Source organism: Flavobacterium sp. 90, from assembly GCF_004339525.1.
Taxonomy (GTDB): Bacteria; Bacteroidota; Bacteroidia; order Flavobacteriales; family Flavobacteriaceae; genus Flavobacterium.
The window spans coordinates 4,297,271-4,322,818 of the sequence record NZ_SMGE01000001.1; the positions used below are offsets into that span (position 1 = coordinate 4,297,271).

At 33.9% G+C, this 25,548-nt stretch carries 13 protein-coding genes; 4 read left to right on the forward strand and 9 right to left on the reverse strand.

Translation table 11 applies throughout. The features are described from left to right. Nucleotides 1-56 precede the first annotated feature (56 nt). The 6 genes from uvrA to C8C83_RS18065 form a co-directional block, all read right to left on the reverse strand. Complete coding sequence (gene uvrA, locus C8C83_RS18040) at nucleotides 57-2,891, reverse strand: excinuclease ABC subunit UvrA (protein ID WP_121329771.1); 2,835 nt, start codon at nucleotides 2,889-2,891, stop codon at nucleotides 57-59. A gap of 88 nt (nucleotides 2,892-2,979) precedes the next feature. Continuing rightward, the gene (locus tag C8C83_RS18045; RefSeq protein ID WP_121329772.1) at nucleotides 2,980-3,936 is read right to left on the reverse strand and encodes a tetratricopeptide repeat protein; all 957 of its coding nucleotides are present in this window, start codon (nucleotides 3,934-3,936) and stop codon (nucleotides 2,980-2,982) included. A gap of 21 nt (nucleotides 3,937-3,957) precedes the next feature. After that, nucleotides 3,958-4,911 (reverse strand): Fic family protein, encoded by a 954-nt coding sequence (locus C8C83_RS18050; protein ID WP_121329773.1) that lies wholly within the window; start codon nucleotides 4,909-4,911, stop codon nucleotides 3,958-3,960. Nucleotides 4,912-4,974: 63 nt separating this feature from the next. Next, nucleotides 4,975-6,759 (reverse strand): chloride channel protein, encoded by a 1,785-nt coding sequence (locus C8C83_RS18055; protein WP_121329774.1) that lies wholly within the window; start codon nucleotides 6,757-6,759, stop codon nucleotides 4,975-4,977. A gap of 75 nt (nucleotides 6,760-6,834) precedes the next feature. After that, nucleotides 6,835-8,517 carry a gamma-glutamyltransferase gene (gene ggt / locus C8C83_RS18060; RefSeq protein ID WP_121329775.1) on the reverse strand — a complete coding sequence of 561 codons (1,683 nt, stop codon included), beginning with the start codon at nucleotides 8,515-8,517 and terminating at the stop codon, nucleotides 6,835-6,837. Between the two features lie 40 nt (nucleotides 8,518-8,557). Then, nucleotides 8,558-9,142, reverse strand: a complete 585-nt coding sequence (locus C8C83_RS18065) for an ACP phosphodiesterase (protein WP_121329776.1) — start codon at nucleotides 9,140-9,142, stop codon at nucleotides 8,558-8,560. Between the two features lie 471 nt (nucleotides 9,143-9,613). Between C8C83_RS18065 and glmM the strand changes: the two genes are divergently transcribed. Continuing rightward, the gene (gene glmM, locus C8C83_RS18070) at nucleotides 9,614-11,002 is read left to right on the forward strand and encodes a phosphoglucosamine mutase (protein ID WP_099708573.1); all 1,389 of its coding nucleotides are present in this window, start codon (nucleotides 9,614-9,616) and stop codon (nucleotides 11,000-11,002) included. A gap of 301 nt (nucleotides 11,003-11,303) precedes the next feature. On the opposite strand, the gene C8C83_RS18075 is transcribed toward glmM, so the two are convergent. Both C8C83_RS18075 and C8C83_RS18080 read right to left on the reverse strand, forming a co-directional pair. Further along, nucleotides 11,304-12,788, reverse strand: coding sequence for a glycosyl hydrolase (locus C8C83_RS18075; protein WP_121329777.1), 1,485 nt, complete (start codon nucleotides 12,786-12,788; stop codon nucleotides 11,304-11,306). A gap of 228 nt (nucleotides 12,789-13,016) precedes the next feature. Then, on the reverse strand, nucleotides 13,017-13,889 hold the full coding sequence (locus C8C83_RS18080; RefSeq protein WP_121330090.1) for a lysophospholipid acyltransferase family protein: 873 nt from the start codon (nucleotides 13,887-13,889) through the stop codon (nucleotides 13,017-13,019). A 111-nt stretch (nucleotides 13,890-14,000) separates the two neighbouring features. Between C8C83_RS18080 and C8C83_RS18085 the strand changes: the two genes are divergently transcribed. Next, nucleotides 14,001-14,639: a rhomboid family intramembrane serine protease gene (locus tag C8C83_RS18085; protein ID WP_099708571.1), complete on the forward strand. Its 639-nt coding sequence runs from the start codon at nucleotides 14,001-14,003 to the stop codon at nucleotides 14,637-14,639. A 52-nt stretch (nucleotides 14,640-14,691) separates the two neighbouring features. Further along, on the forward strand, nucleotides 14,692-15,381 hold the full coding sequence (locus C8C83_RS18090; RefSeq protein ID WP_121329778.1) for an SIMPL domain-containing protein: 690 nt from the start codon (nucleotides 14,692-14,694) through the stop codon (nucleotides 15,379-15,381). An 88-nt stretch (nucleotides 15,382-15,469) separates the two neighbouring features. Here C8C83_RS18090 and C8C83_RS18095 read toward each other — a convergent pair whose 3' ends face one another. Next, nucleotides 15,470-17,035, reverse strand: a complete 1,566-nt coding sequence (locus C8C83_RS18095) for a tetratricopeptide repeat protein (RefSeq protein ID WP_132011832.1) — start codon at nucleotides 17,033-17,035, stop codon at nucleotides 15,470-15,472. Between the two features lie 653 nt (nucleotides 17,036-17,688). Here C8C83_RS18095 and C8C83_RS18100 point away from each other — a divergent pair. Further along, nucleotides 17,689-25,461: a S8 family serine peptidase gene (locus tag C8C83_RS18100; protein ID WP_121329780.1), complete on the forward strand. Its 7,773-nt coding sequence runs from the start codon at nucleotides 17,689-17,691 to the stop codon at nucleotides 25,459-25,461. The last annotated feature ends 87 nt before the right edge of the window (nucleotides 25,462-25,548 follow it).

Below are 25,548 nucleotides of genomic sequence, written 5' to 3' on the forward strand. Positions count from 1 at the left end.
TTATACGCTTCAAATCTTTGTCAAAGTTTTTAAACTTTGACAAAGATATCATGATTTTAATTCTCCAATTCCTTTTTCAAGAACTTAGCCGTATAGCTTTTTTTACTTTTTGCTACTTCTTCCGGAGTTCCTTTGGCGATCAATTGTCCTCCGCCTTTTCCTCCTTCAGGACCAATATCTATGATATAATCGGCAAGTTTAATTACGTCCATATTATGTTCGATGACAAGGATTGTATTTCCTTTATCGACTAATTTATTGATAACATCCATTAAAACACGAATGTCTTCAAAATGCAGTCCCGTTGTAGGTTCATCCAGAATGTAAAACGTGTTTCCGGTGTCTTTTTTAGACAATTCTCCGGCTAATTTTATACGTTGTGCTTCACCACCAGAAAGTGTTGTGCTTTGCTGGCCAAGTGTGATATATCCTAAACCAACATCCTGAATTGTTTTTACTTTTCTATAAATCTTAGGAATCATTTCAAAGAATGGAACAGCTTCATCAACCGTCATATTCAATACATCCGAAATTGATTTTCCTTTATATCGAATCTCTAATGTTTCTCTATTAAAACGTTTTCCCTGACATGTTTCGCATTCTACATAAACGTCTGGTAAAAAGTTCATTTCGATCGTTCTAACACCAGAACCTTCGCAGGTTTCGCAACGTCCGCCTTTTACATTAAAACTAAAACGTCCTGCTTTATAACCACGAATCATACTTTCAGAAGTCATGGTAAACAAGTTTCTGATTTCTGTAAAAACCTCTGTATAAGTCGCTGGATTTGAACGTGGAGTTCTCCCAATCGGACTTTGGTCAATATCAATTACTTTGTCAATATGTTCGAGACCTTCAATCTTTTTATAAGGTTGTGGTTTTTTTACGCCATTAAAATAATAAGCATTCAAAATAGGGTAGAGTGTTTCGTTGATCAAAGTCGATTTTCCACTTCCTGAAACTCCCGTTACACAAATCAATTGTCCTAAAGGCAATTCGATAGAAACATTTTTTAAGTTGTTTCCTGTTGCTCCGGTCAATTTCAAGAATTTTCCGTTTCCTTTTCTTCGCTCTTTCGGAATCTCCAATTTCATTGTACCGTTCAAATATTGAGCAGTAATCGTATTTGACTTTAAAGTTTCCGCTGGAGTTCCAATGCTAATGATTTCGCCACCATATTTTCCTGCTTTCGGACCAATATCAATTACATAATCTGCTGTTTCGATCATGTCTTTGTCGTGTTCTACAACAATAACCGAATTTCCAATATCACGTAATTGTTCCAAAGATTTAATCAGTTTTTCATTGTCTCTTTGGTGTAAACCAATACTTGGCTCATCCAAAATATATAAAACACCAACTAATTGAGAACCAATTTGTGTTGCTAATCGAATACGTTGCGCTTCACCGCCTGAAAGTGATTTTGAACTTCGGCTTAAAGCCAAATAATTCAAACCAACATTCATCAGGAAATTTAAACGATCTTTTATTTCTTTTACCACTTCTGAAGCAATCAAAAGTTGTTTATCTGTTAAATGAGAATTTAAATCCTGAAACCAGGCGGTTAAATCTGAAATATCCATATCACACAATTCGGTGATATTTTTTCCATTTACTCTAAAAAACTGCGCTTCTTTTTTAAGACGTGAACCTTCGCAAACCGGGCAATTTATTTCGTCCATGAAATCTTTTGCCCAACGTTTTATAGTTGTTGAGGCGCTTTCGTCATATTGATTTTTGATAAAATGTGAAATTCCTTCAAAATCAATCTTATAATCGCGTGTTACGCCTAAATCTTTTGAGTTTACGGTGAATTTTTCTTTTCCACCATGCAAAATCATATTCATGGCTTCTTCAGGAATCTTCTCAATTGCATCTGTAAGCTTGAAGCCGTATTTTTCTCCGATAACTTCTAATTGCTTAAATATCCAAGATGATTTATATTCACCAAGCGGCGCAAAACCTCCTGCTTTTATCGATAATTTAGGATTCGGAATAATTTTTTTGACATTGATTTCATGAACTGTTCCCAATCCATTACAATGCGGACAAGCTCCTTTTGGTGAGTTGAACGAAAATAAGTTTGGTTCTGGATTCTGATACGAAATTCCGGTTGTTGGACACATTAAATTTCTACTGAAATAACGTACTTCATTTGTATCCTGATCTAAAATCATCAATACATTTTCGCCGTGATGCATTGCTGTATTAATACTTTCGGCCAATCTTTTTTGATTGTCTTCTGTATTTTCGATTTGCATTCTGTCAACAACAATTTCGATATCGTGGGTTTTATAACGGTCTAATTTCATACCGGAAACCAAATCCTGAACTTCACCATTAACACGAACTTTTAAGAAACCTTGTTTAGTAATTTGTTGGAATAATTCGGCATAATGACCTTTTCTTGCTCTAATAATCGGAGCAAGAATATTAATGCGTTTTCCATTAAAATCCTGCATGATCAAATCTTTAATCTGCTCATCAGAATAAGAAACCATTTTCTCGCCAGTATTGTAACTGTAAGCGTCAGCACCACGAGCGTATAATAGTCTCAGGAAATCATATATTTCAGTAATAGTTCCAACAGTAGAACGCGGACTTTTACTAGTCGTTTTTTGTTCAATTGCGATTACGGGAGAAAGTCCGTCGATTTTATCTACATCCGGACGCTCTAATCCGCCAAGAAACTGCCTGGCATAAGCCGAGAATGTTTCCACATAACGACGTTGTCCTTCGGCATAAATGGTATCAAATGCCAAAGAGGATTTTCCCGAACCTGATAAACCGGTAATTACAACCAGTTTTTCACGCGGAATAGAAATATCGATATTTTTTAGATTATGAACTCTTGCACCAAGAACTTCAATAGTATTGTCTTTTTCTAACATAATTTTGAGCAAAACGCAAAGTTACCACTTTGATTTGTTCTTTTTGTGCTCGATAGCAAAACTTTATGTTACAAATAGTAACAAATTTCTAGTTTGAATTAAGATTATTTGCTTTCAAAATTTCATTAAACTTTTCCTCTTTCCCGTTCTTTTTCATCTCTGCATAAATCATCTGAATTAATTTCTCGGCATCAGTTCTATAAGGTGATTTTTGTTCAACATACAATTTGTAAGCTTTACACATATTATCAAGTCCTTTTTCGGTATCATTTAAATGAAGTGCGTACAATTGTCCAATTCCGTAAAAAACTTCTGGATTGTTTGGATCTATTTTGGCTATCTTCTCATAAGTTGTTACCGCTTTTTGATATTCCTTTTTATAAGAGTAAACTACTGCAATATTTTGTAAGGGCATTAACCCATTTGGATCTATTTTTAATGACTTTTCATAAGACTCAAGTGCTAAATCATATTGCTCCAAACGTCTGTAGCAAATTCCCATATTATCATATGCAAATGCAAATTTTGGATCAATTTTGACAGCCTTTTTATAATATTCTATAGCTCCTTTATAATTTTCTTTTTTGGTTTCATCTATCGCTAAGTTGTACAAATCCAGTGCTTTTTGGTTTGAAGACATTGAATTGTTATTTACCAGATTGTTAGCTGCAACTTTATCTTTTACAGCAGAACAATTAGCCATCAAATAGGTTTCCATTTGATAATAAATGTCTTTATATTCTTTAGAGTTTTTGTTCAGATTTACAGTAACGTTAATTTCTTTTTTTTCGCCTGTTGGATTTGATAAATCCACATTTGCAAATTGTTGCGTTATTTGATAAGCACCAACTTTATCATCAATGCAAGAACTGATATTAGCCGTTATAGAATCTTTGGGACGGTTATAAGTTGATATTGAATCAATACAAGAGCAAGCCTGATCAGTTAATTCTTTGAATAATTTTGTAGTGTCAATTTTATCTTTTGTTTGAGCATTACAGATAAAACTTAGTGAAAAAAGGAGAAGAAATAAATTCTTTTTCATTTTAGGATTGGTTTTGGTTAATTAACGTTTTCTTTTTCTGGTTGCCATATATTCTTCGATGGCTTCTTTGGTTGTATACCAGTTTCGGCCTTCTTTGTAAGCGTCTATTTTTCCGGTTCTGGCTAGTAAACTAACGTATTCTTGACCGTAAGGAGTTTCTGGTTCGCTTACAATATTTTGTATAGGTTGATAGTCATAAGTGCTTCCCGGCATTGAACTTAGATATATATTAAGTGTACGTTCTAAAGCCTGACACATCAAAAGCGTTAGTTTCTGATAATTACCACCATTAGCCTGATTAAGCGCTTCGTAATATTTTTTTCGATCATTTTTGAGAATAATTGCAGGTGGAAAACCGCAACGCATCAATAATAAATTCATACTCAAACGAACTGTACGACCGTTTCCATCAAAGAAGGGATGAATCCAAACTAGTTTATGATGATAGATTGTCGCCAATTCAATATCATTCAGACCTAGAGGATTTGTATTGATAAAATCAATTAATTCATCTAAGTAATCTGAAACTTTATTGGCATTTGGAGGCATGAAATTAGCGCCTGAAATTCGAACTCCACCGTTTCGTAAACGTCCTGCAAAATCATCTTCAATAGATCGTAAAACCAATCCGTGAATCGATAGAATATCAATGCTTCGAAGGTTGTAAGTATCATCAACAATTGAATATAAATAATCAATTGCTTTATCGTGATTGTGAGTTTCAAAATGTTCTCTGAGTGATTTTCCTTTTATAGTAATACCTTCCTGAATCACCATCTGAGTTTCTCGTAAACTCATAGTATTTCCTTCAATACTATTAGAATTGTAAGTCCATTCAAGGGATAAGCTCTCGCGTATTTTGTGCAAGGCGATATTGGGCAATGGTCTGCTATTTTGCAAATCAAGCCTTTTTTGGTACAATCTGTCAAAAGTCGATTGAAATTCTTCTCTGTATGTTAGGTCAATGTTCCACATATTCCTACAAAGGTACTTCTTAATATCGGATAACTAAAATTTTTAACTTATCCGATATTAAGCTTATTCTATTGTCATAGAACGCAACTTAGTTCTATAGGCTTCAAGTGCTATAGATTTGGATATGAATCCATAATATTTATCATTTCGGATAACCGGAAGAAAGGCTGTTTTAGATTTTTCGAACTTGCTCATTACAATTTCCATTGAGTCAAAAGAGGAAATAGTAGCTGCAGGAGTTTTCATTACATCTTTGATCAAGGTATATTTTACACGATAACTATTGAAAATGATTTCGCGAATATCATTAAAATGAACGATACCAACTAATTCTTTTTCGTTGTTTACAACGGCAAATACGACTTGATTTGAATGTGAAATTAAATCAACCAGTTTGCTTAAGTTTTCTTCGGGATGAACGGTTAAATAATCGCATTGAATTATAGTATCAATATCTAAAGTAGATAAAATGTTTGAATCTTTATTGCTGGTAAATGCGTGTCCTTTTTTCGCAAGACCTTTTACATCCAGAGAATATTTCTCGAAACGTTTAGAAATTGCAAAACTTATTGAAGAAACTATCATAAGCGGAATCATCAGACTATAACCGCCAGTAATTTCGGCAATTAAGAAGATAGCAGTTAAAGGCGCGTGAAATAATCCGCTTAGAATACCAGCCATTCCAACCATTGTAAAGTTACTAATTGGCAATTTAGATAAACCAATAAGGCTGATGAATTTTGAAAAGAAATAACCTAAATAGGAACCTAGAAATAGAGAAGGAGCAAAGTTTCCTCCGTTTCCTCCACTTCCTAATGTTAATCCTGAAGCAAATACTTTTACCATCATTGTACATCCTACAAACAAAAGTAAAACCCATTGATTATTTCTAAAATCAGCAAATAAGGTATTGTCTAATAAATGTCCAGGATCAGTTTCTGATAAGGTTTTGATACTTTCGTAACCCTCTCCAAAAAGCGTTGGAAAGATAAAAATAAGCAGAGCCAATAACGAAGATCCAATTAAGGCTTTTTTATAAGGACCAACTTTTAGATTAGAAAAATAATGCTCGACTCTTTGAAAATTTCGGGCATAATAAACAGCAATAAAACCTGTCAAAATTCCTAAGAGAACATAAAAAGGAATATTATGATAATTAAAAGCTTGTTGTTTTTTGAAAGACAATAAGATAGTTTCATCCAGAACAATTGCAGAAACTAAAGCACCTGTAGCCGCAGAAATCATAATAGGGGTAAAGGCCGAAATACTTACGTCTACCAATAAAACTTCTATTGCAAACAAAACTCCTGCAATTGGAGCGTTAAATGCTGCCGAAATTCCTGCTGCAACGCCACAACCAATCAATAAAGTTCTGTCTTTATAAGGTAGTTTATAATTTTGAGCGAAATTTGATCCAAAAGCTGCTCCAGTGATAACAATAGGACTTTCTAAACCTGCAGAACCTCCTAAACCAACCGTAAGCGAAGAAGTAACAATTTGCGCGTACATTTGTTTCTTCGGGATAATACTTGCTTTTTTAGCAACAGCATATAAAATTTGAGAAGTTCCCTTTTCTATACTTCCGTTTAAAACTCTTTTTACCACAAAAACGGTTAGTACAATACCAATAATTGGCAAGATACTGTTGATGAAACTTAATTTTAAGATTCCGTTGATATATGTCGCAAAAGAGAAAACACTATGGGCAAAAGTTTTTAGAACGATTACTGCCAAAGAACAAGAAATACCAATTAAAACACTTGATAAAAAAATAAATTGCTTTGGTGTCATCAACGACTGTCCTAAAGCGATAATGCTTTCTAGTTTTCTAAAATATTTTTTTAGCATTCTGTTTGTAAAGAGTTAGGGAAACCACAAATTTAGTTCATAATGTTTTAATATAAATGAAAATTGGAAACTAAATTAAAAACCAACCGCTGTATCGTCTCCGCGGAAATCAGCACCACCTTCAAGATTTTTGTTTGGTAAAACCAAAATACAATCCAATTTTCCAATTACGGGAGTTGTTTTTTCGTTGATTAAATATCCTTTTGCTTTTAGTTTATCTATCGTTGTTGTGTCAAATGCATTTGGTTCAAAAGTAATTAGATCCGGTAGCCATTGATGGTGAAAACGTGGCGCATTTACAGCTTCCTGCATGCTCAAATTATATTCATAAACATTTAGAATCGCTTGCAAAACAGTTGTAATAATAGTCGAACCTCCTGGAGAACCAACAACCATAAACAAGTTTCCGTTTTTCTCGACAATAGTTGGTGTCATTGAGCTCAGCATTCTTTTTTTCGGAGCAATACTATTGGCTTCATTTCCTACTAAACCAAACATATTTGGAGATCCCGGTTTAGCACTAAAATCGTCCATTTCGTTGTTTAAAAAGAAACCTAATTCATCACAATAATATTTAGATCCAAAACCGTCATTTATTGTCGTAGTTGCCGCAACAGCATTTCCTTGTGCATCTACAATCGAATAATGTGTAGTTTCGGTACTTTCATTATACGTTACTTTTCCTTCTTTTATATCTGATGATAAACTTGCCTTATTAACATCAAAACTTGACATTCTGTCTTTTAAATAAGCATCGGACAACAAAGCATTAATTGGGATTTTTACAAAATCAGGATCGCCTAAGAATTGACTTCTGTCTGCATAAGCTCTTCTTTCAGCTTCAACAATTACCTGAATAGATTCTTCAGAATTGTGTCCCATTTTTGATAAATCATATGGAGCGATCATTTTCATGATTTGCGCCAGACAGATTCCTCCGCTGCTTGGAGGAGACATTGAGGTGATTTTTAAATCTTTATAATTAAATTGTAACGGTTTTCTCCATTTTGCTTCATATGTAGCTAAATCTTTAAGCGTAATAATTCCGCCTCTTGTTTGAAGATATTCTACTAGAATTTTGGCAGTTTTACCTTTGTAGAATTCATCTTTTCCATTTTTTAAAATACGTTTCAAAGTATTTGCTAAAGCTGGATATTTGATCGTATCATTCTCTTTGAACTTTCCTGCCATAAGCGTATTTGGACCATTTGCTTTGACAATCGCATCGTGATAAGCTTCTAATTGTTTTTGCTGTTTTATAGTAACAATTACACCTCTTTCGGCAAGAGCGATAACGGGTTTTAAAATTTCGGACATTGGTAATGAACCTAATCTTTTATGAACGGCAAAAACTCCGGCTACTGTTCCGGGAACACCAATTGCCAAAGCGGTTTCGGTGCTTTTTCCTTTGATTACATTTCCGTCTTTATCCAAAAACATATCTTTTGTTGCTGCTAATGGAGCTTTTTCTCGATAATCCAAAGATCCAACTTCGCCATTTGCTTTTCGATAAACCATAAATCCGCCGCCGCCAATATTTCCTGCATACGGAAAAGCAACTGCCAAAGCCAATTCGGTACCAACCATTGCATCAAAAGCATTTCCGCCTTTTTTCATAATATCAGCTCCAATTTTTGAAGCTTCCTGACGTGCCGAAACAACCATAGCTTTTGTTACTACTAAACCTGTTGGTTTTACAGTTTCCTGAGCAGAACAATAAAAAGAAATAAAGCTGAATAATAAGGTGATTTTTTTCATAAAAAGCATTGTTATGTAATTTTATAGAATCCTTTAGATTTTATAATGAAAGTCTTTTTTGTTTGGCTTGAGCCTGCATATCTTGAAAGAAAAGATCAAATTCGGATTCAAATTCTGCATAAAAATCTTTGAGTTCCTGAGTAGCAAATTGCATTTTTGATTGATTTTTTGACCTTCGATCCATTTGCGTCAAAATATGCTGAATTCCGTCAGTCGTCTGATAACTCCAAAGCCAGTTTTCTCTAATCATCGTTGGCATTAAGTTTTGTGTTCTTTCGGTTAGGATAGGATAATTTTCATGTAATGATTTATAAAACCGATTAATGAAAAGATCCAGTTTTTCATCAGAATATTTCGCCCAGTTTTTCGCCAAAAAATGATCGTAAACAATATCTACGATTACGCCGGCATAATGATGATATTTTTCGTGTAAGCGCTTTGTACTTTGCCTAAAAATATCATGAGAATCTGTATATGTGTCTATAAAACGGTGTAAAATAATTCCTTTTTGGACATCCTCAGGAAAATGTTCAAATTGTTTTCCGCGAATTCCATCGGCCATAAAATTGCCAATTTTAATTAAATCATTATCACCTGAAAGATATATATGGGCTAGGAAATTCATTTTTTTTGAGGTGCTAAGGTTCTGAGGTGCTAAGTTTCTAAGTTTTTTAGACTAGTTTATTTTAGTAAAAGTATGAAAACTTTTTCACATCATTTTAGTGAATGATATGAATCAAGAGTGAGAATGTGCCGTTAGGTACTAAATATTGGTAGTCATTAGTTCGAAATTGGCTAACGTGCCGTAGGTACGAAATGGCTTGTGTTTTATTGTGTACCTACCGTACGCTTAAATTTATTTTAATTCATATTTTCTACCCATATTTAGTACCTAACGGCACAAAACAAAAACGTCATATTTAGTATTTATATGAATAATGTAAAGTTTCTAATTTACGTGTTTAATATCTTAGAAACTTAGTATCTCAGTCCCGAAATTTCGGGATAGCAACTTTTTTTTAATTCTTAGTAGCTTAGTATCTCAGAACCTTAGTAACTTTTCTATATTTGTAATTGATAACCATAACTCACAAAAATGACTTTAATAAAATCAATTTCAGGTATACGAGGAACAATCGGTGGAAAAGTTGGAGATAACCTGACTCCTGTTGATGCTGTAAAATTTGCATCGGCATATGGTACTTTTCTGAAAAACAATACTTCAAAAGAAAAATTAACGGTTGTAATTGGTCGTGATGCCAGAATTTCTGGACCAATGATTCACAATCTTGTTGTAAATACTTTAATAGGTTTAGGAATTAATGTAATTGATCTTGGACTTTCTACTACACCAACTGTAGAAGTTGCTGTGCCATTAGAAAAAGCTGATGGTGGAATTATTTTAACAGCATCTCACAATCCAAAACAATGGAATGCTTTGAAATTACTGAATGAAAAAGGTGAATTTTTAAGTGGTGCAGAAGGAGCTAAAATTTTAGAAATTGCAGAAGCAGAAGCTTTTGATTTTTCTGATGTAGATAATTTAGGCGAAATTACAATCAATGACGCTTATATGGACATTCATATTGATGAAGTTTTAAACTTGCCATTAGTAGATGTTGAAGCTGTAAAAGCAGCAAAATTTAAAGTGGTTGTTGATGGTGTAAATTCTTCAGGTGGAATTATTATTCCAAGATTATTAGAATTGATGGGAGTTGAAGTTGTAAAATTATATTGCGAACCAAACGGACATTTTCCTCATAATCCAGAACCTTTAAAGGAACATTTAACTGATATTTCTGAATTGGTGGTTAAAGAAAAAGCGCATCTTGGAGTTGTTGTTGATCCTGATGTTGATCGTTTGGCTTTTATCAGCGAAGACGGGGAAATGTTTGGTGAAGAGTATACTTTAGTAGCTTGCGCCGATTATGTTTTGAGTAAAACTCCAGGAAATACAGTTTCGAATATGTCATCGTCTCGTGCTTTGCGTGATGTAACAGTTGCTCACGGCGGAAAATATGAAGCCAGCGCAGTAGGTGAGGTGAATGTTGTGGAATTAATGAAAAAAAACAACGCTATTATTGGTGGTGAAGGTAACGGTGGAATTATCTATCCGGAATCTCATTATGGACGTGATAGTTTGGTTGGTGTAGCTTTATTTTTGACGCATTTAGCGAATAAAAAAATGTCAGTTTCGGCATTGAGAGCTTCATATCCTGAATATTATATGAGCAAAAACAAAATTGAATTGACACCGCAAATTGATGTTGATGCAATTTTGGTTGCTATGACTGAAAAATATAAAAACGAAGATATCACGACAATTGATGGTGTGAAAATTGATTTTGCTACAGAATGGGTACATTTAAGAAAATCAAACACAGAACCAATTATCAGAATCTATACTGAAGCTCCTTCTCAGGAAAAAGCTGATGTTCTGGCTCTTCGAATTATTGACGAGATAAAAGCAATTGCAGGAATTTAATTCTTGACAATTCATCATAAAAAAACACCTCTTTCATTAATTTTGAAAGAGGTGTTTTTTTATAAAATGAACTTAAAAATTTAACAGCAATAAAGGTTTAAAAGCTTTCAATTTGTGCCGTTAGGCACTAAATATTGGTAGAAAAATATAAATTGAGATAAGTTTAGCGTGCCGTAGGTACGCAATGAATAGCGTTTTGTTGCGTACCTACGGCACGCCAACGAATTTTGAACCTAATAATCTCTACCAATATTTAGTGTCTAATGGCACATTTTAACATTTGATTTACAAAATCAGAGTTTTAGTCTTTGATGATTTTCAATGTTTTTTTTACTGTACCATAAGTTACCGTTACAATATAAATTCCTGTAGAAAGTTTATCTCCAATTTTAATATCTTCATTAGTATAATAAGAATCCGAAGAGAAACAAAGGGTTCCTTTCATGTCGACAATTTTTATTGTCAATGGTTCTGTATCCACAGATTTTATATGAAGTATGGATTGATTTTTTACTGGATTTGGATAAATGGTAAAAGTATCTTTTTCGAAAGTTGGATCGTTAAGACCTAAATTTGCCTGAGCAACATCAATGTAATTAAAATTCATATCATTTGATTTGAATTTAATCTTCAAATAAACTTGTCCTTTTGGTAAAGTAATTCCGTTTACGGTTTTATCTGTATAAGTTTGATATCCGCCAGTAGCAGGAAAAGTTTCGCCTGTTTTTACGACAACATCATTTATAAGAATATCAAATTTACCGGTAATTGTTGGTGAAGCTACTCTAAAAGTCAGATTGTAAGTTCCGGCATTGGCTACATTTAGTTGGTATTCGTTCCAGTCGCCTTCATTTATAAAACATACATTTTGACCCGTTCCTGAATCCGTTGTGTTTTGCAATCCTGTACCACTTCTGCGATAGTGTTTGTTGGCAATAATTCTTCCGGGAACATTTATTTTTTTATCGGTATAAGAAACATTTATATATTCAGTACCAATAGGTTTCAAAACGCCTCTTTCAGGAGCTAATAATTGTCCTTCGAGCATATCTGTCCAAGTTGCAGGAACTCTTCCTGTGAACCAAGAATATCTGTAAATGTCAGGATCGTTTTCAAAACTGGTTACGATTTCCTTCATAAACGCAATTTTTTCGGCAGAAGTCTGAATAACTCTATTCGCAAATTCAGTTACCCAAACTGGTTTATTGTATTTTTTAAGAAGTCCCGTAACACCAATAACTGCTCCGGCTGAACTATCATAAGTGTGAAAAGCAATATAGTCGACTTTGCATTTTGGACAGATAGCAAAAAACTGATCGTGCCACGCAACCGGATCCGATATATTGCCATAACTTTCAGGGCCGTTGTAAGCTGGTGAAGCACTTACAATCTCTAGGTTTTTTGCAGCAGCGATTTTTTCAACATTTGCCCAAGCATTTACAGCTTCCTGAGGCGTTAATCTTGCTCCATCATTAAAATTTGGTTCATTAAAGGCAAGCAAATATTTAGCGCCGGGTTTTATTTTATTAATAAAATTCTGCAGATCAGCATCACTTACAGGATTCCAAGTCATTGGAACATATTCAACGCCAATAGATTCATAATTTGTGTTAGTATCATTTTCAGGTAAAGAACCCCAGTTGTACCACCACGAAACTCCGGGTTTTAAGGCTAATAAATCTGATGTTGAATTATTATTGTAAGCAATTCCGCGTTTTGGACTTTGAGCAGAACAGACATTTGAAATCGATATTATTATAAAGGTAAAAAGTAGGTTTTTAATCATAATTATTGATTTTGATTTGGGTTTGGAGGAATAATTTTTCTAACTCCAAATTTATGTCGTTTGTGTAATTTTTGATTTTCCCTCGATTAGGAAAAAATATTACAAAAACACATCAAAATCAGTTTTAGTATATCAAATAGTATGTTTCAATGGTTTAATGCTTTTTAAAAAGAAAAAGGTCAAAAAAAGAATGTTACTTTTTTTGACCTTTTTTCATTATTAAGATGATTATTCAACTTTATGTTTCCATCTTTTGTGCGTCCATAAATAATATTCAGGAGCTTCGTAAATTTGTTTTTCAACTTCTCTTAGATATTTTTCCGTGATTTCGAAATTCTCGTACTCTTTTGGATTGTCTGCAATTGGAATGATTGTAGCTTCATAATAACCACGACGTACTTTTTTTACTTTTACAAAAACAACGCTCAGATCGTATTTTTTAGCCAGCATTTCGGCTCCGGTATGTACAGGAACTTCAACTCCCATAAATTTCATAGAGTGAAAAATTCTATCAAGTTTTGGTGATTGATCACTTGCTAAACCGTACATGCTTAAAATTCCGTCACGTTGATTTTGAGCCATTGTTGGAATCGCTTTTCTTGTTTCGACTAATTCTGTATCAAATCTGGAACGAATTTTTCGAACCAATTTATCAAAGTATGGATTGGCTACTTTTTTATATACGGCAATTCCACGAAAATCAATTTTTGGATTAATCGTCAAAAGCCATTCATAGCTGGCATAGTGCGACGCTACGAGAATTACACTCTTACCTTTTTTTGCATATTCATTTACAAGATCAAGATTAGTGACTTTAAATCTTCTGTCCATTTCTTCAGGTGAAATACTCATGGTTTTGATCATTTCCAGAAACATATCGCACATATGTTTATAGAATTTTTTTTCGATGTCTTTTCGTTCAGCATCACTTAGATGTGGCAAAGTAAGTGCCAGATTTGCACGAACCACTTTCTTGCGGTAACCTACGATTCTGTAAATAAGAAAATAGACGACATCAGAGAAGCAATAAAATATTCGAAAAGGAAGAATAGAGATTAGCCAAAGAAGAGGATAGGCTAGTATATAAACGAGAAATTGCATGTATTTTTTTTTACAAATATAAATCAAAAATGAATAACCATTGATATTTTGCTTTGACGCTAACATATGTTTAAGAATGACTATATTTACAATTCACATTAAATGTTTTTTATGAATACCATTTTAGTTGGAATTATAGTAGCTAATGCTTTGATTAGTTACAAAGGTTTTAATGATCTTTCTTTTTTTAGAAAATACGAGTTTCATGTTGGAAGTATTCGTTCCGGAGAACAAATCAGAATGCTTTCGTCTGGTTTTTTGCATGTTGATATGATGCATTTAATTTTTAACATGCTAACACTTTGGTTCTTTGCGCCGGTTGTAATACAATGGTTGGGAACTATTTCTTTTGTTTTGGTTTATTTTGGAAGTTTAATCTTTGGGAGTTTGCTTACGATGCTTTTTCATAAAAATGATTATAGTTATCGTGCCGTTGGAGCTTCGGGAGCAGTTACGGGAGTTTTGTATTCTGCGATATTGCTTCAGCCGGATATGATGTTAGGAATTTTCTTTGTCATTCCGATTCCGGCATATTTATTCGGAATTTTATATTTATTGTATTCAATTTATGGAATGCGTGCTAAAAATGACAACATTGGACATACAGCACACTTTGGAGGTGCTATAGGAGGTTATTTGATAACTTTGATAAAAGAACCTTCATTATTTGCGGATCATACATTAATGGTTGTGCTGTTAGCAATACCTATTTTTATACTTTTTGTAATGGCAAAATTGGGAAAACTATAATAATGGCACAACTTTTGAAAAGTCATTATCAAATAACTTAAATATAACAAAAATGAAGAAAGTAGTATTATTTTTAACAATCATGTTTATGACTATGTCTTACGCTCAAGAAACCAAACAAATTCCTCAGATAAATGTAAATGGAGAAGGAAAAGTAAAAGTAGCACCTGATCAGGTTTGTATTTCAGCAACTGTTGAAACAAAAGGGAATAATGCTAAAGATGTCAAAAAGCAAAATGACGAGAAAATGGATGCTGTTTTAAAATTCATTAAAAAAATGAATGTTCCTACAGCAGATTACAAAACAAAACAAGTAGCTCTTAATCCTCAATATGATTATGAGAAAAAGAAAACAAGTTATAATGCTACTCAAACTGTAGAGATTGTTTTGAAAGATTTGTCTAAATACGACGAATTAATGGAAGGTTTGGTTCAACAAGGAATCAATCGTATCGACAGAGTTTCTTTTGAAACTTCTAAATTAGTTCAACTTGAAACAGAAGCTAGAAAATTGGCAATAAAAGACGCTAAATCGAAAGCAGAAGATTACGTTTCAGTTTTAGGACAAAAAGTTGGTAAAGCTTATACAATTTCTGATAATACGCAGGTTTATCGCCCACAACCAATGTATGCTTCTATGAAATCTATGGAGTCGGATTCAGCCGGAGCTTCAAATGAAACTTTAGCAATTGGTGAAATCGAAGTTACTGCAAACGTAAGTGTTAGTTTTATTTTAGACTAAAGTCTCGATAAATAAATTCACAATATATAAAATCCCAAATCCCAACTTAACAATTGGAATTTGGGATTTTTTTTATTTGATTATTAGATTATATATTTTCTAAAAAAGTAACCAGATTAATTTCCTCATTTTGGATATTAAGTTTCTTCCTTAACCTTGCTCTTGCGACATTCAGACTATTATAAGATTGACGCGTAAGTGCGCAAATTTCTTTGGTTGTCATATTTAATCTTAAAAAGGCACAAATTCTTTTTTCATTGAGCGTAAGATCAGGATATTTAATGTTTAAACGCTCATAAAAGTCATTATAAACCTGACTAAATCTGACTTCAAATTCTTTCCAGATATCATCGTCCTGAGCACTTTTAATGTCCAGAATTATTTTTTGAATAACATCCTGATCGGTTTTCTTCATTTGTTTTTTCAGCTCCATCAGGCGATTCGAAATTTCGGTATTGAATTCGTTCTTTTTCAAGAGATACATGATATTTGTTGTAAGCTCTTTATTTTTAAATTCTAATTCCCTTTTCAAAATATCTTCTCTTGAAGAAAGTTCTTTATTGCTCAATTGTGCACTTTCTTTTGCCAATTGCTGAATTTTAGCTTTTGTTTCCTGAAGACGATACATAATAACCACAATAATGATTACGAGAATCAATACAATTGCGATAATAGTGTAAACAAGTTCTTTTTGATCTAGGGCTATTTTTGCAGCTTGATTTTCTTTATCAAATTTATACTGCATTTCGGCCTGAGTAATTTTTTGTTGGTTTTCTTTATTAAAAAGACTATCACTCAAAGTTTTGTAGGCAACATGATAATCGTAAGCATTTCTATAATTTCCTTTTCCTGCCATTACAAGGCTAAGTTCTTCCATAATAGATGCTCTGGTAGACGAGGAGTTGGCTTGCTTAGCATATTTAAGACCTATTAACAGATATTCCTGTGCTTTATCAAATTGATTTTTTGCCTTATAAAGCCTTCCTAAATGATAATTTGATTTACATAAGCCGAAAATGTCGTTCTCTTTTTTCCGAAGATTAAGAGCTTCTATAAAAATAGCTTCGGCAAGATCGTAGCGTTTACTTTTGAGGTAGATAATTCCCATATTCGAATAAACCGAAGATAGATTTTCGTTGTCTTTTGCCTTTTTGCTATGCGTTGAAGCCTGACCAAAATATTCAAGAGCAAGGTCTTCCTGATGTTTATTGTCGTAAATAATACCAATATTGTTGAGTAATTTCCCTTGAATATAATGTGCTTTCTTTGGATTTTTTACAATATTCTTATTGAGCAAAGCTCTAAGCTGATTGTATTTTACAAGCGCTTTATCAAAATCAGTTTGATAAAAATATACAAGTGCTATACTGTTGTAAACGCCTACAATATCTTGTTGTGGTGGATAACGTTCGAATAATTTCAAAGCTTTTAGTTGATATTCCAGACAAACGTCAATATTGCCTTTCAACAGGTTGACATTTCCTATGCTTGAATATACTTTGGCTAAAAGGGTATCAGTTATTTTTTTTTCAAAAGGGAGTACCTTTTTATAATAAAATAGAGCAGAATCCAAGTTCTGTTTTTCTAATATATGCCCGGTTTTAAGAAGTAAATGCGCTTTTTTATCTGGATCAGAAGTCTTTTGATATTGCAATTTTAAGCGATCAATATTTTGTGAAAACAGTGCTTCACAGATAAAGATAAAAAAAACTATATAAGTATAAAAAAGCTTCAATTTGATTGATTTGGTCGCTAAACTATGAATAATTTTTTAAGTTTTAGATATATCAGTGCGATTTACTCAAAAAAATAAGTAAGATGGATTTTATTGCAAATCTGATTTTGTGGTCAAAAAATTAATACACTGAATTTTACCGCAATCCCGACAGCTATCGGGAGCAAAGATTCTTTTAAGGTGGAATTTTATAGAAGTGCAAAGTTCGCAAAGCTGCGCGACATAGCTTTGCGAACTTTGTGTTTTTCGAGCGTAATAAAATATCAAATCTTCGCGCACTTTGCGGTTAAATCTCAAACTTTAGAATTGAATAATTTATAGTTTTTAAAGTGTTGATAATAAGGTTTTTATTATTGGCTGTTATACAAATGTAATGGTCATTTATTCTCTATATATAAGATGTAACTATCGTTTAAAGAGTAACTATTTGATTTTTGCATATTCTTGCCCTGAAAGATTTAATGTGTTGTTAAAACAGCAAACTATTCATGATTTTTTAAGAGTAGTATTTGAGTTTAAATCGCTGTTTTTGCAATTACCTTAAATTATTAACTAACCAAAAAACAACTTTAATGACAAATTATTACAAAAAAGGAAATCGATTATTATGGTTTTTTATTTTTTCGCTTTGGTCAGTTTTTTCCTTTGGTCAGCAAGCGACTTTTAAGCAAGGTGTCAAACAAGGTTCTGTAAAAATTAAATTTTCAGGACAGACGGCATCAGCTTTAAAGAAAATGAATGTGTCCACGGGGAAAAAGCTAACCACAGGAATTCTGGCTTTTGATCAGGTTTCGAGTAAGGTTGGAGCACGGAATATGCACAGGCTTTTTCCGGAAAATCCTAATCCGAGATTAGAAGCTAAACTGCGAAAACACAAACTTGATTTATGGTATGTTGTTGACATTGACGCGAACCAGAGCGCCAAAGATGCAGTACTTAAATACAAAGGAATTGCTGAGGTAGAAACAGCAGAAACAGAGAAGCAAAAAGTGTTGTCTGATTACAATTTTAAGCCAATTAAAACTAGTGGTAAAAAATCTTCGTCAGCAGCTTCTTATTTTAACGATCCCAAATTGCCTGAACAATGGCATTATAATAATACAGGACAAACCGGATATCCAAACGGTTCTGATATTAATTTATTTAAAGCTTGGGATGTTGTAAAAGGCAGTCCACAAATTATCGTTTCGATTCATGATCAGGGTGTAGATATTGAACATCAGGATTTAAAAGCAAATATTTGGACAAACGAAGCTGAGCTTAACGGAGTTGCCGGAGTTGATGATGACAAAAATGGTTATATAGATGATATTCATGGTTGGAATTTTGACAAAAATAGCGGTGCTATCGAAGGACAACCTCACGGAACTCACGTAGCGGGAACAATATCAGCAGTAAACAACAACGGAATAGGAGTTTCTGGTGTTGCCGGAGGAAGTGGTAATAACGACGGTACTAAAATCATGTCCGTTCAGACTTTAGGTGGCGGAAGTTTTGAAGAAAGCTACATTTATGCGGCAAACAATGGTTCTGTGATTTCTCAAAATAGTTGGGGATATACTGAACCTGGAGCTTTTGATGAATCGATAAAAGAAGCTATAGATTATTTTATTGCCGAAGCGGGAGATTTTTCAAATAGCCCGATGAAAGGCGGAATTGTAATTTTTGCTGCAGGAAACAGTAATTCTGATGGAGATTGGTATCCTGGGCATTATGAAAATACGTTATGTGTAAGTTCAATTGGACCAAACTGGGAGAGAGCCAGTTATTCTAATTATGGAACTTGGGTAGATGTTGCAGCTCCGGGAGGAGAAACAGACTTAGGATCAAAAAATGGAGTTTTAAGTACATTACCAAAGAATCAATACGGTTTTTATCAGGGAACTTCAATGGCTTGTCCGCACGTTTCGGGGATTGCTGCACTTGCTTTGGCAAATAGAAAAAGCCAATTAACACCTGAAGTTTTAAGAATTAAGCTTGTAACAGGAGTTGTAGATATTGATTCTCATAATCCAGATTACGTTGGAAAATTAGGTTCAGGACACATAGATGCTTTTTTAGCGATTCAGAATAATGCGGGTGTTGCACCAAATGTTATTACAGATTTGGCTTTAACAGGAATTGCACAGGAATTTGCTAATTTATCATGGAAAGTTCCCGTAGATATTGATGATGAAAAACCTGTTGATTTTCGTATTTACTATAGTACTTCGCCAATAACAAAGAGTAATCTGGCGTCGGCAAAGTATGATATTATTAAAAATACAGATGCATCAGGAACGACAATTACACATTCTGTAAATGGGCTTTTAGGACTTACTAAATATTATTTTACTGTTATTTCAGGAGACAGATGGAACAATTTATCTGAGTTGTCAAATATTGTTGAGGGCACAACGAATGCAGGTCCAAAAATTGCAGTTGATGATAAAAGTAAAGATATTGTAATTGATGTCGATGCGAGTACGTCTTTTAAGGGATCGCACGATATGACAGTTTTAAATAATGGAGAAGGAGTTTTGAGATGGGAGTTTTTAGCCCGTCATAAAGAAACTTCTCTTGCAGCTTTTTCAGGAAAGAAAATCAACTATCCTTCTGCAAAAACGACAAAAGTGGCGACTGCAGGAAAAGTAGGCAGAAAGAAATCTAAAATAGCTGTTTCATCAAAAAAATCTGGTGTTGAACCATTTGGATTTACTCCACAAGGAATGAGTTATTGTGATAATCCAACAAATATTATTGGAGAAGATGATATCAAGATTCCAAATTCAGCGGCAACAAAATACGTTGTTAATGAAGCAGAAGGTTTCAACTTAACTCAAATTATATCGTATTTAAAAGTAAATCCGGAGTTTGGTCCAGCGGTGATTGAAATTTATAAAGGAACATCACTTACCAAGGAAAATTTAATCTATGCACAGGAATATACTCCTTTTAGTGTTGCCGAAGGTTATGTATATATAAATCTGGATGAACAATTGTATTTTTCTCAAGGAGAAACTTTTTGGGTAGTACTGCACATTCCGGCTGGAAATCTTTATCCTTTAGGACTTGGTTACGAAAATACAGTCGAGGGATCAGACAATTGTTTTATATCTTTTGATGTGGGACAAACCTGGGGACCATTAAGCGTCGCTCTTGCGAGTAATGACTTTGCGTGGTTTAATATGGCAGTTAGTCAAAATAAATATTTAGGAGAATACCTGACTTTAGATCCTACAAGTGGTGAAGTAAACGGAAATACTGCTGAAAAAACAGTTCTTTCAGCCGATGCTTCTAAATTGATCAATGGAACTTATCACGCAAATGCGATTTTAAAATCTAATGATGCTACAAATAGAGAATTAAAAGTTCCGGTTACAGTAAATGTATCAGGTCAGCAACCGGTTCTTAAAGCAGATGAAAAATTAGATTTTTCAAGCGTTTTTCAGGGAAGTTCTAAAGAATTAGAATTTGTAGTGAAAAATACAGGATTAGGGAATTATAATGATATAGCTGTAAATATTTCGAATCCAAATTTTGAACTTATTGGAAGTTATCCAAATCAGCTTTCAGCGGATAGTGAAGCTACACTTAAAGTAAAATACACACCAAACGCGACCGGAAATGATAATGGTTTTCTAACATTTACATCTTCTAGCAGTTCTAAAACGTTAAGAGTTATATTATTTGGAGTAAGTTCTGAACCTGCAAAAATTGTGGTTGCCCCAATGACGCAATTGATTGATAATGTTGCTTTAGGTGATAAAGTTACAGCATCGGTTACGGTTAAAAATGAAGGTAAAGCTGCATTGAAATATTTTGTTCCAAAATACGATCAATCAGGAACTGCTGATACCTGGGAAGGCGGATATCATAAATACGGATATAAATATCGCACAAGTTATGCATCAGAAACTTCTCCGTTAACATACGAATATCACGATATTTCAGGAACGGGAACAGATATTACCAATTATTTTAAAGCAGATGCAAACAGATATTTTCCTGTAGAAATGGGATTTGATTTTCCTTACTATGCTCAGAAAATGCAAAAACTGTTCATTAGTTATAAAGGTTTTACAACATTTGATGATACAACAAATCCGGTAAATGAGCCAGCTTTAGATGGATCACCATATTCTCCAAAAGGATATATTTCTCCTTTAGGAACTTATGTTGAGTTGAGTTTAGGTGGTTCTGTTCATTATAAAGTAGAAGCAGACAGAGTTATCGTGCAATATTCTAATATGACTGATGGATCTTCTGGAGTGCTTAGTGCGCAAATGGTATTATTTGCAGATGGAAACATTCGTTTTTACTATGACAATATTACTTATACGGATGATGTCTTGGGATATCTTAACATTCTTATAGAAGATTATGATCAGGTAGACGGAATTTTAATTAACAATTATGCTAAACAAGCCAAAATTTATTCAGGATTAGCTTTAGGTTTTGATTATCCGGGTCCGGATATGATTACTTCTATTAGTAATGCAGGAGGAATTTTATTGCCGGGCGAATCTGCTAAGATGGATGTTGTTATGGAAACTGCAGCTTTGCATGAAGGTACAATCAACAGATATTTGAATATCGTTTCTACAGATCCGGTAAATACTCAGGTTAATCCATTAATACAAGTTAATATTACAAGTGGTGGAAAAGCTGAACTTTCAGTTTCTGAAACAGCAATTAATTTTGGAAATGTATTTCAAGGCGCTATTGCATCCAGAAAATTCAGTATTAAAAATACAGGAACTACTCCGGTAACATTATCGGGTTTTACTTTAGACAATAATAAATTTCAGGTAACTGGCGAAACAAATGCAACGATAGCACCAGGACTTATTAAAGTTTACGATGTTGTTTTGCCAACTGATGTAGTGGCTGATTTTGCAGATGTATTGCATATTACAGATAATAAAGCAGGGAATTATACGATTGCACTTGCCGGAAAAGTATTAGATCCTCCGGGAATAAAAGTGACTAATTTAGATTTACTGACAGAGACTTTACAACACGGACAAACGTCTAAATATCCTTTATTGATCGAAAATACGGGTAAAGCAGATCTTGAAGTGGTTGCGACAGGTACAAACTGGTTGACGATGTCTGTACCGGTAAGTGGTCTGGAAGCTATTCCAAATTTTACTTATAGTTCAGAAATGTTTAATGACGGAACAAACTATCAATGGATTGATATTCGTAAAACAGGAACTCAAATATCAGTAGGTGCTGATTTAATGGATGTTAATGAATATTGGAAGACAAAAACACTTCCATGGGCGTTTAATTATTACGGTAAAGATTATACAGATGTGTACATTGGTGCAACGGGATTATTGACTTTTGATAAACCAGAAGAGCCTGCGTCAATAATTGGAAATATGCCAAGCGCTGATTTAAAGACGGTTATTGCTCCTTATTGGGTTTTTGGTTCTTTTGATACCACAACTTATCCAAAAGATCAGGTCGGAGTTTTCTATTACAGCGATAATGATAAAGTTGTTATCTCATGGGAATATTTTGTGAATTTCTTTGGCGGAATGGGAGATCCAACTTCTGCTCAGGTTATCTTTTATAAAAATGGAACGATGAAGTTTCAATATAAAGTTAACGGAAGCGTAGACAGAACTACAAATTTGGCTACTATTGGACTTCAGAATGGAGATCAGTCAGACTTTGTTATTTTATCAAACCATGCAAATGTAAATCACGGAGATGGTTTAGCATACTTAATAAGCCCTGCAAAAAAACATACAATTCCTGCAGGAACTACTTTAAATGCTCAGATCGATATTGATGCACGTAATATATATGCAGGAGAATATAATAGTAAACTAAAATTACGCACGAATGTTCCAAATCAGGAATCGCTGGAGAAACCAATTAAACTAACTGTAACTGGTGCGCCAATAATTGCTTCAAATTTAGATGAAATAAATTATGGCGAAATAATGGTGAATCCTGAGGCAATCTATACGCAAGAATTTTTAGTTCAGAATACAGGCGCTGAAAAACTACAAATTTCAAATGTTTCAGTAGAAAGTGGTTCTTCTGCTTATACTATCGAAACGTATGCTTATTTCAAAAGCTGGTTTGGTGGAGGTTATTGGAGTTGGACAAATATTAATGATTTAGCTGGAAATTACACCGCTATATTACCGGGTGAAAATTCTAAATTCAGAATTACTTATGCTCCAACAGCAGCAGGTTCTGTTAGCGATAATTTAGTTATCGAAAGCAATGCTACAGTAGCAAAATTATTGATTCCGATAAAAGCTGAGGTTACATTACCACCAACTTTAGATGTAAAAACTACTGAAGTAAATAGTATTGTAAATTATGTAACAGACACAGATACACAATATGCTGTTTTTAATAATAGCAATGGCGGTGGAACTTTGAAATATGAATTAAGTATTGATTATTTGCGAAAAGCAGCAAAAGGAATTAAGTCTCATTCAGAAGTAATGGCAAAAAAAGCAAAAAACGCTAAAGCCGATTCAATAGTGAAATCAAATCCTGCACCAAAAGGAGGAGCTACTGTTTACGCCGATCCAAGTTTTAACAGAGTATTAGCTTACGAAAATAAAACGGCTGCAGATTCGCACTTTGGTTACGACGGAGGTGAGCCTTTTACAACTGCAACCAGATTTAATGCAGGTAAAGACGGATTTACATTATCACATTTCCAAACCTTTATGTTTGGTCTTGATAAACCAACAGGAACAATTGAGTACGAAATACGTGCCGGAGGAACTTCTGTTGTCGATGCAACAATAATCGATCAGGGTTCTGTTGATTATGTATATGAAGGAGGTAAAAGTGGTTCATGGGTAACATTACCAATTAAAGAACCTAAAGGACTTTATCCTAACGAAGATTTCTATGTTGTAATTACATATCCTTATGAATTGCCTTATGTACAAGGTTCTATAGGAGGAATTGTGGATACTCCGGGTAGATATACATTAAGCGATGGTGAAAAATGGTATGATTTGCAAGCTGCAGATTTATATCCGGGTAATGGTTGGTTGGTTAGAGCAGGGGAAGAAAATTTTGCTTCTAATGCTTGGGTTTCAATCAACGGACTTTCAAACGGAACGATTACTCCAGGTGAGAAAAAAGATGTTCAATTAGACTTTACTGCGGCAAATGGAGTTCGTGGAGATCAACATGCAATTTTAAACATTAGAACAAATGATCCTGTAAATAGTGTAGGCAAGATTCCGGTTAAATTACATATTAATGAAGCTCCGGTTTTTGCTAATGTACCAGTAGAAACTATTGTTGTTAATGAAGCTTCAGAAGTAGTGGTGAAAATCGGCTTGACCGATAAAGAAGCTAATAAAATTACAGTTCAATCTGCTAATGCTCCGTCATGGGCAACATTTGAATTAATTGAAGATGAACTTTCAATAAAACTTGCTCCGGGTTACGAAACTGCAGGAACATATACATTGAATTACACTGCAGTGGATGAACTTGGTGCATCTAAAGAGACAACATTTGAAGTTAAAGTAGTAAAAACAAATCGTGCGCCTGAAGTTATTCAGTCAGAAGAATTAGTTTATTCTAAACTGAACTATTTTGATGTACGTCAGTTCGGAGATTACTTTACAGATCCTGATGGAGATAAAATGACATTTAATGCAACAGTTGCAAATGATAAAATTGTAACCGTAACCGTTGGTCAGGAATTAGGTCAATTTGTAGTTGAAACACATACTGCAGGTGAAACAACAATAACTCTGACAGCGACAGATGCTTTTGGTTTAAGCACTAAGCAACAAATAAAAGTAACGGTTGTAGATAATAAAGCTCCTCTGGCACTTGGCGCACAAGCAATTTTGTTTAATAAATTGTCTGTTCAGGAAAACTTTAGTTATGATACATATTTCAAAGATCCGGATGGTGATCAATTAACTTTTGAAGCTACTATAGCAGATGCAAAAATTGCATCAATAGCGCCATCAGCAACTGGTTTTACAATTGAAAGCCTTTCTAACGGCGAAACCGAATTGATCTTAAAAGCTACTGATATTTACGGCGCAACTGCAGAACAACGTGTAACGGTTATCGTAAACCAATCTGAAGTTATGGAACTTAATATATTCCCTAATCCGGTTGTAAATACAATCAATATCAAATGGACAAGTCGTTGGGCTGGAGATGTTACTGTTGAGGTTGTCGCGCTAAACGGTGCAATTGTACGCACGTTTAATATTGATGATGTACAACTTAAAACTTACAGCCAGCTAGATTTTAGCACTTTGCCTACCGGAGCTTATTTTTTACACGTGAGTGGAAAAGAAGGAACATCTTCAGTATTCAAATTTATCAAAAGTTCAGGGGAGTAAATAATGAAATGAAATAATGAGGTGCGTTGCGGTACAAGTTTAATGTTATAGCAAAATTACATTTGGCACTAAATATTGTATCGCAAA

Coding starts and splice junctions, on each gene's coding strand:
- uvrA (WP_121329771.1), bottom strand. CDS start 2,891: ATGTTAGAAAAAGACAATACTATTGAAGTTCTTGGTGCAAGAGTTCAT.
- C8C83_RS18045 (WP_121329772.1), bottom strand. CDS start 3,936: ATGAAAAAGAATTTATTTCTTCTCCTTTTTTCACTAAGTTTTATCTGT.
- C8C83_RS18050 (WP_121329773.1), bottom strand. CDS start 4,911: ATGTGGAACATTGACCTAACATACAGAGAAGAATTTCAATCGACTTTT.
- C8C83_RS18055 (WP_121329774.1), bottom strand. CDS start 6,759: ATGCTAAAAAAATATTTTAGAAAACTAGAAAGCATTATCGCTTTAGGA.
- ggt (WP_121329775.1), bottom strand. CDS start 8,517: ATGAAAAAAATCACCTTATTATTCAGCTTTATTTCTTTTTATTGTTCT.
- C8C83_RS18065 (WP_121329776.1), bottom strand. CDS start 9,142: ATGAATTTCCTAGCCCATATATATCTTTCAGGTGATAATGATTTAATT.
- glmM (WP_099708573.1), top strand. CDS start 9,614: ATGACTTTAATAAAATCAATTTCAGGTATACGAGGAACAATCGGTGGA.
- C8C83_RS18075 (WP_121329777.1), bottom strand. CDS start 12,788: ATGATTAAAAACCTACTTTTTACCTTTATAATAATATCGATTTCAAAT.
- C8C83_RS18080 (WP_121330090.1), bottom strand. CDS start 13,889: ATGCAATTTCTCGTTTATATACTAGCCTATCCTCTTCTTTGGCTAATC.
- C8C83_RS18085 (WP_099708571.1), top strand. CDS start 14,001: ATGAATACCATTTTAGTTGGAATTATAGTAGCTAATGCTTTGATTAGT.
- C8C83_RS18090 (WP_121329778.1), top strand. CDS start 14,692: ATGAAGAAAGTAGTATTATTTTTAACAATCATGTTTATGACTATGTCT.
- C8C83_RS18100 (WP_121329780.1), top strand. CDS start 17,689: ATGACAAATTATTACAAAAAAGGAAATCGATTATTATGGTTTTTTATT.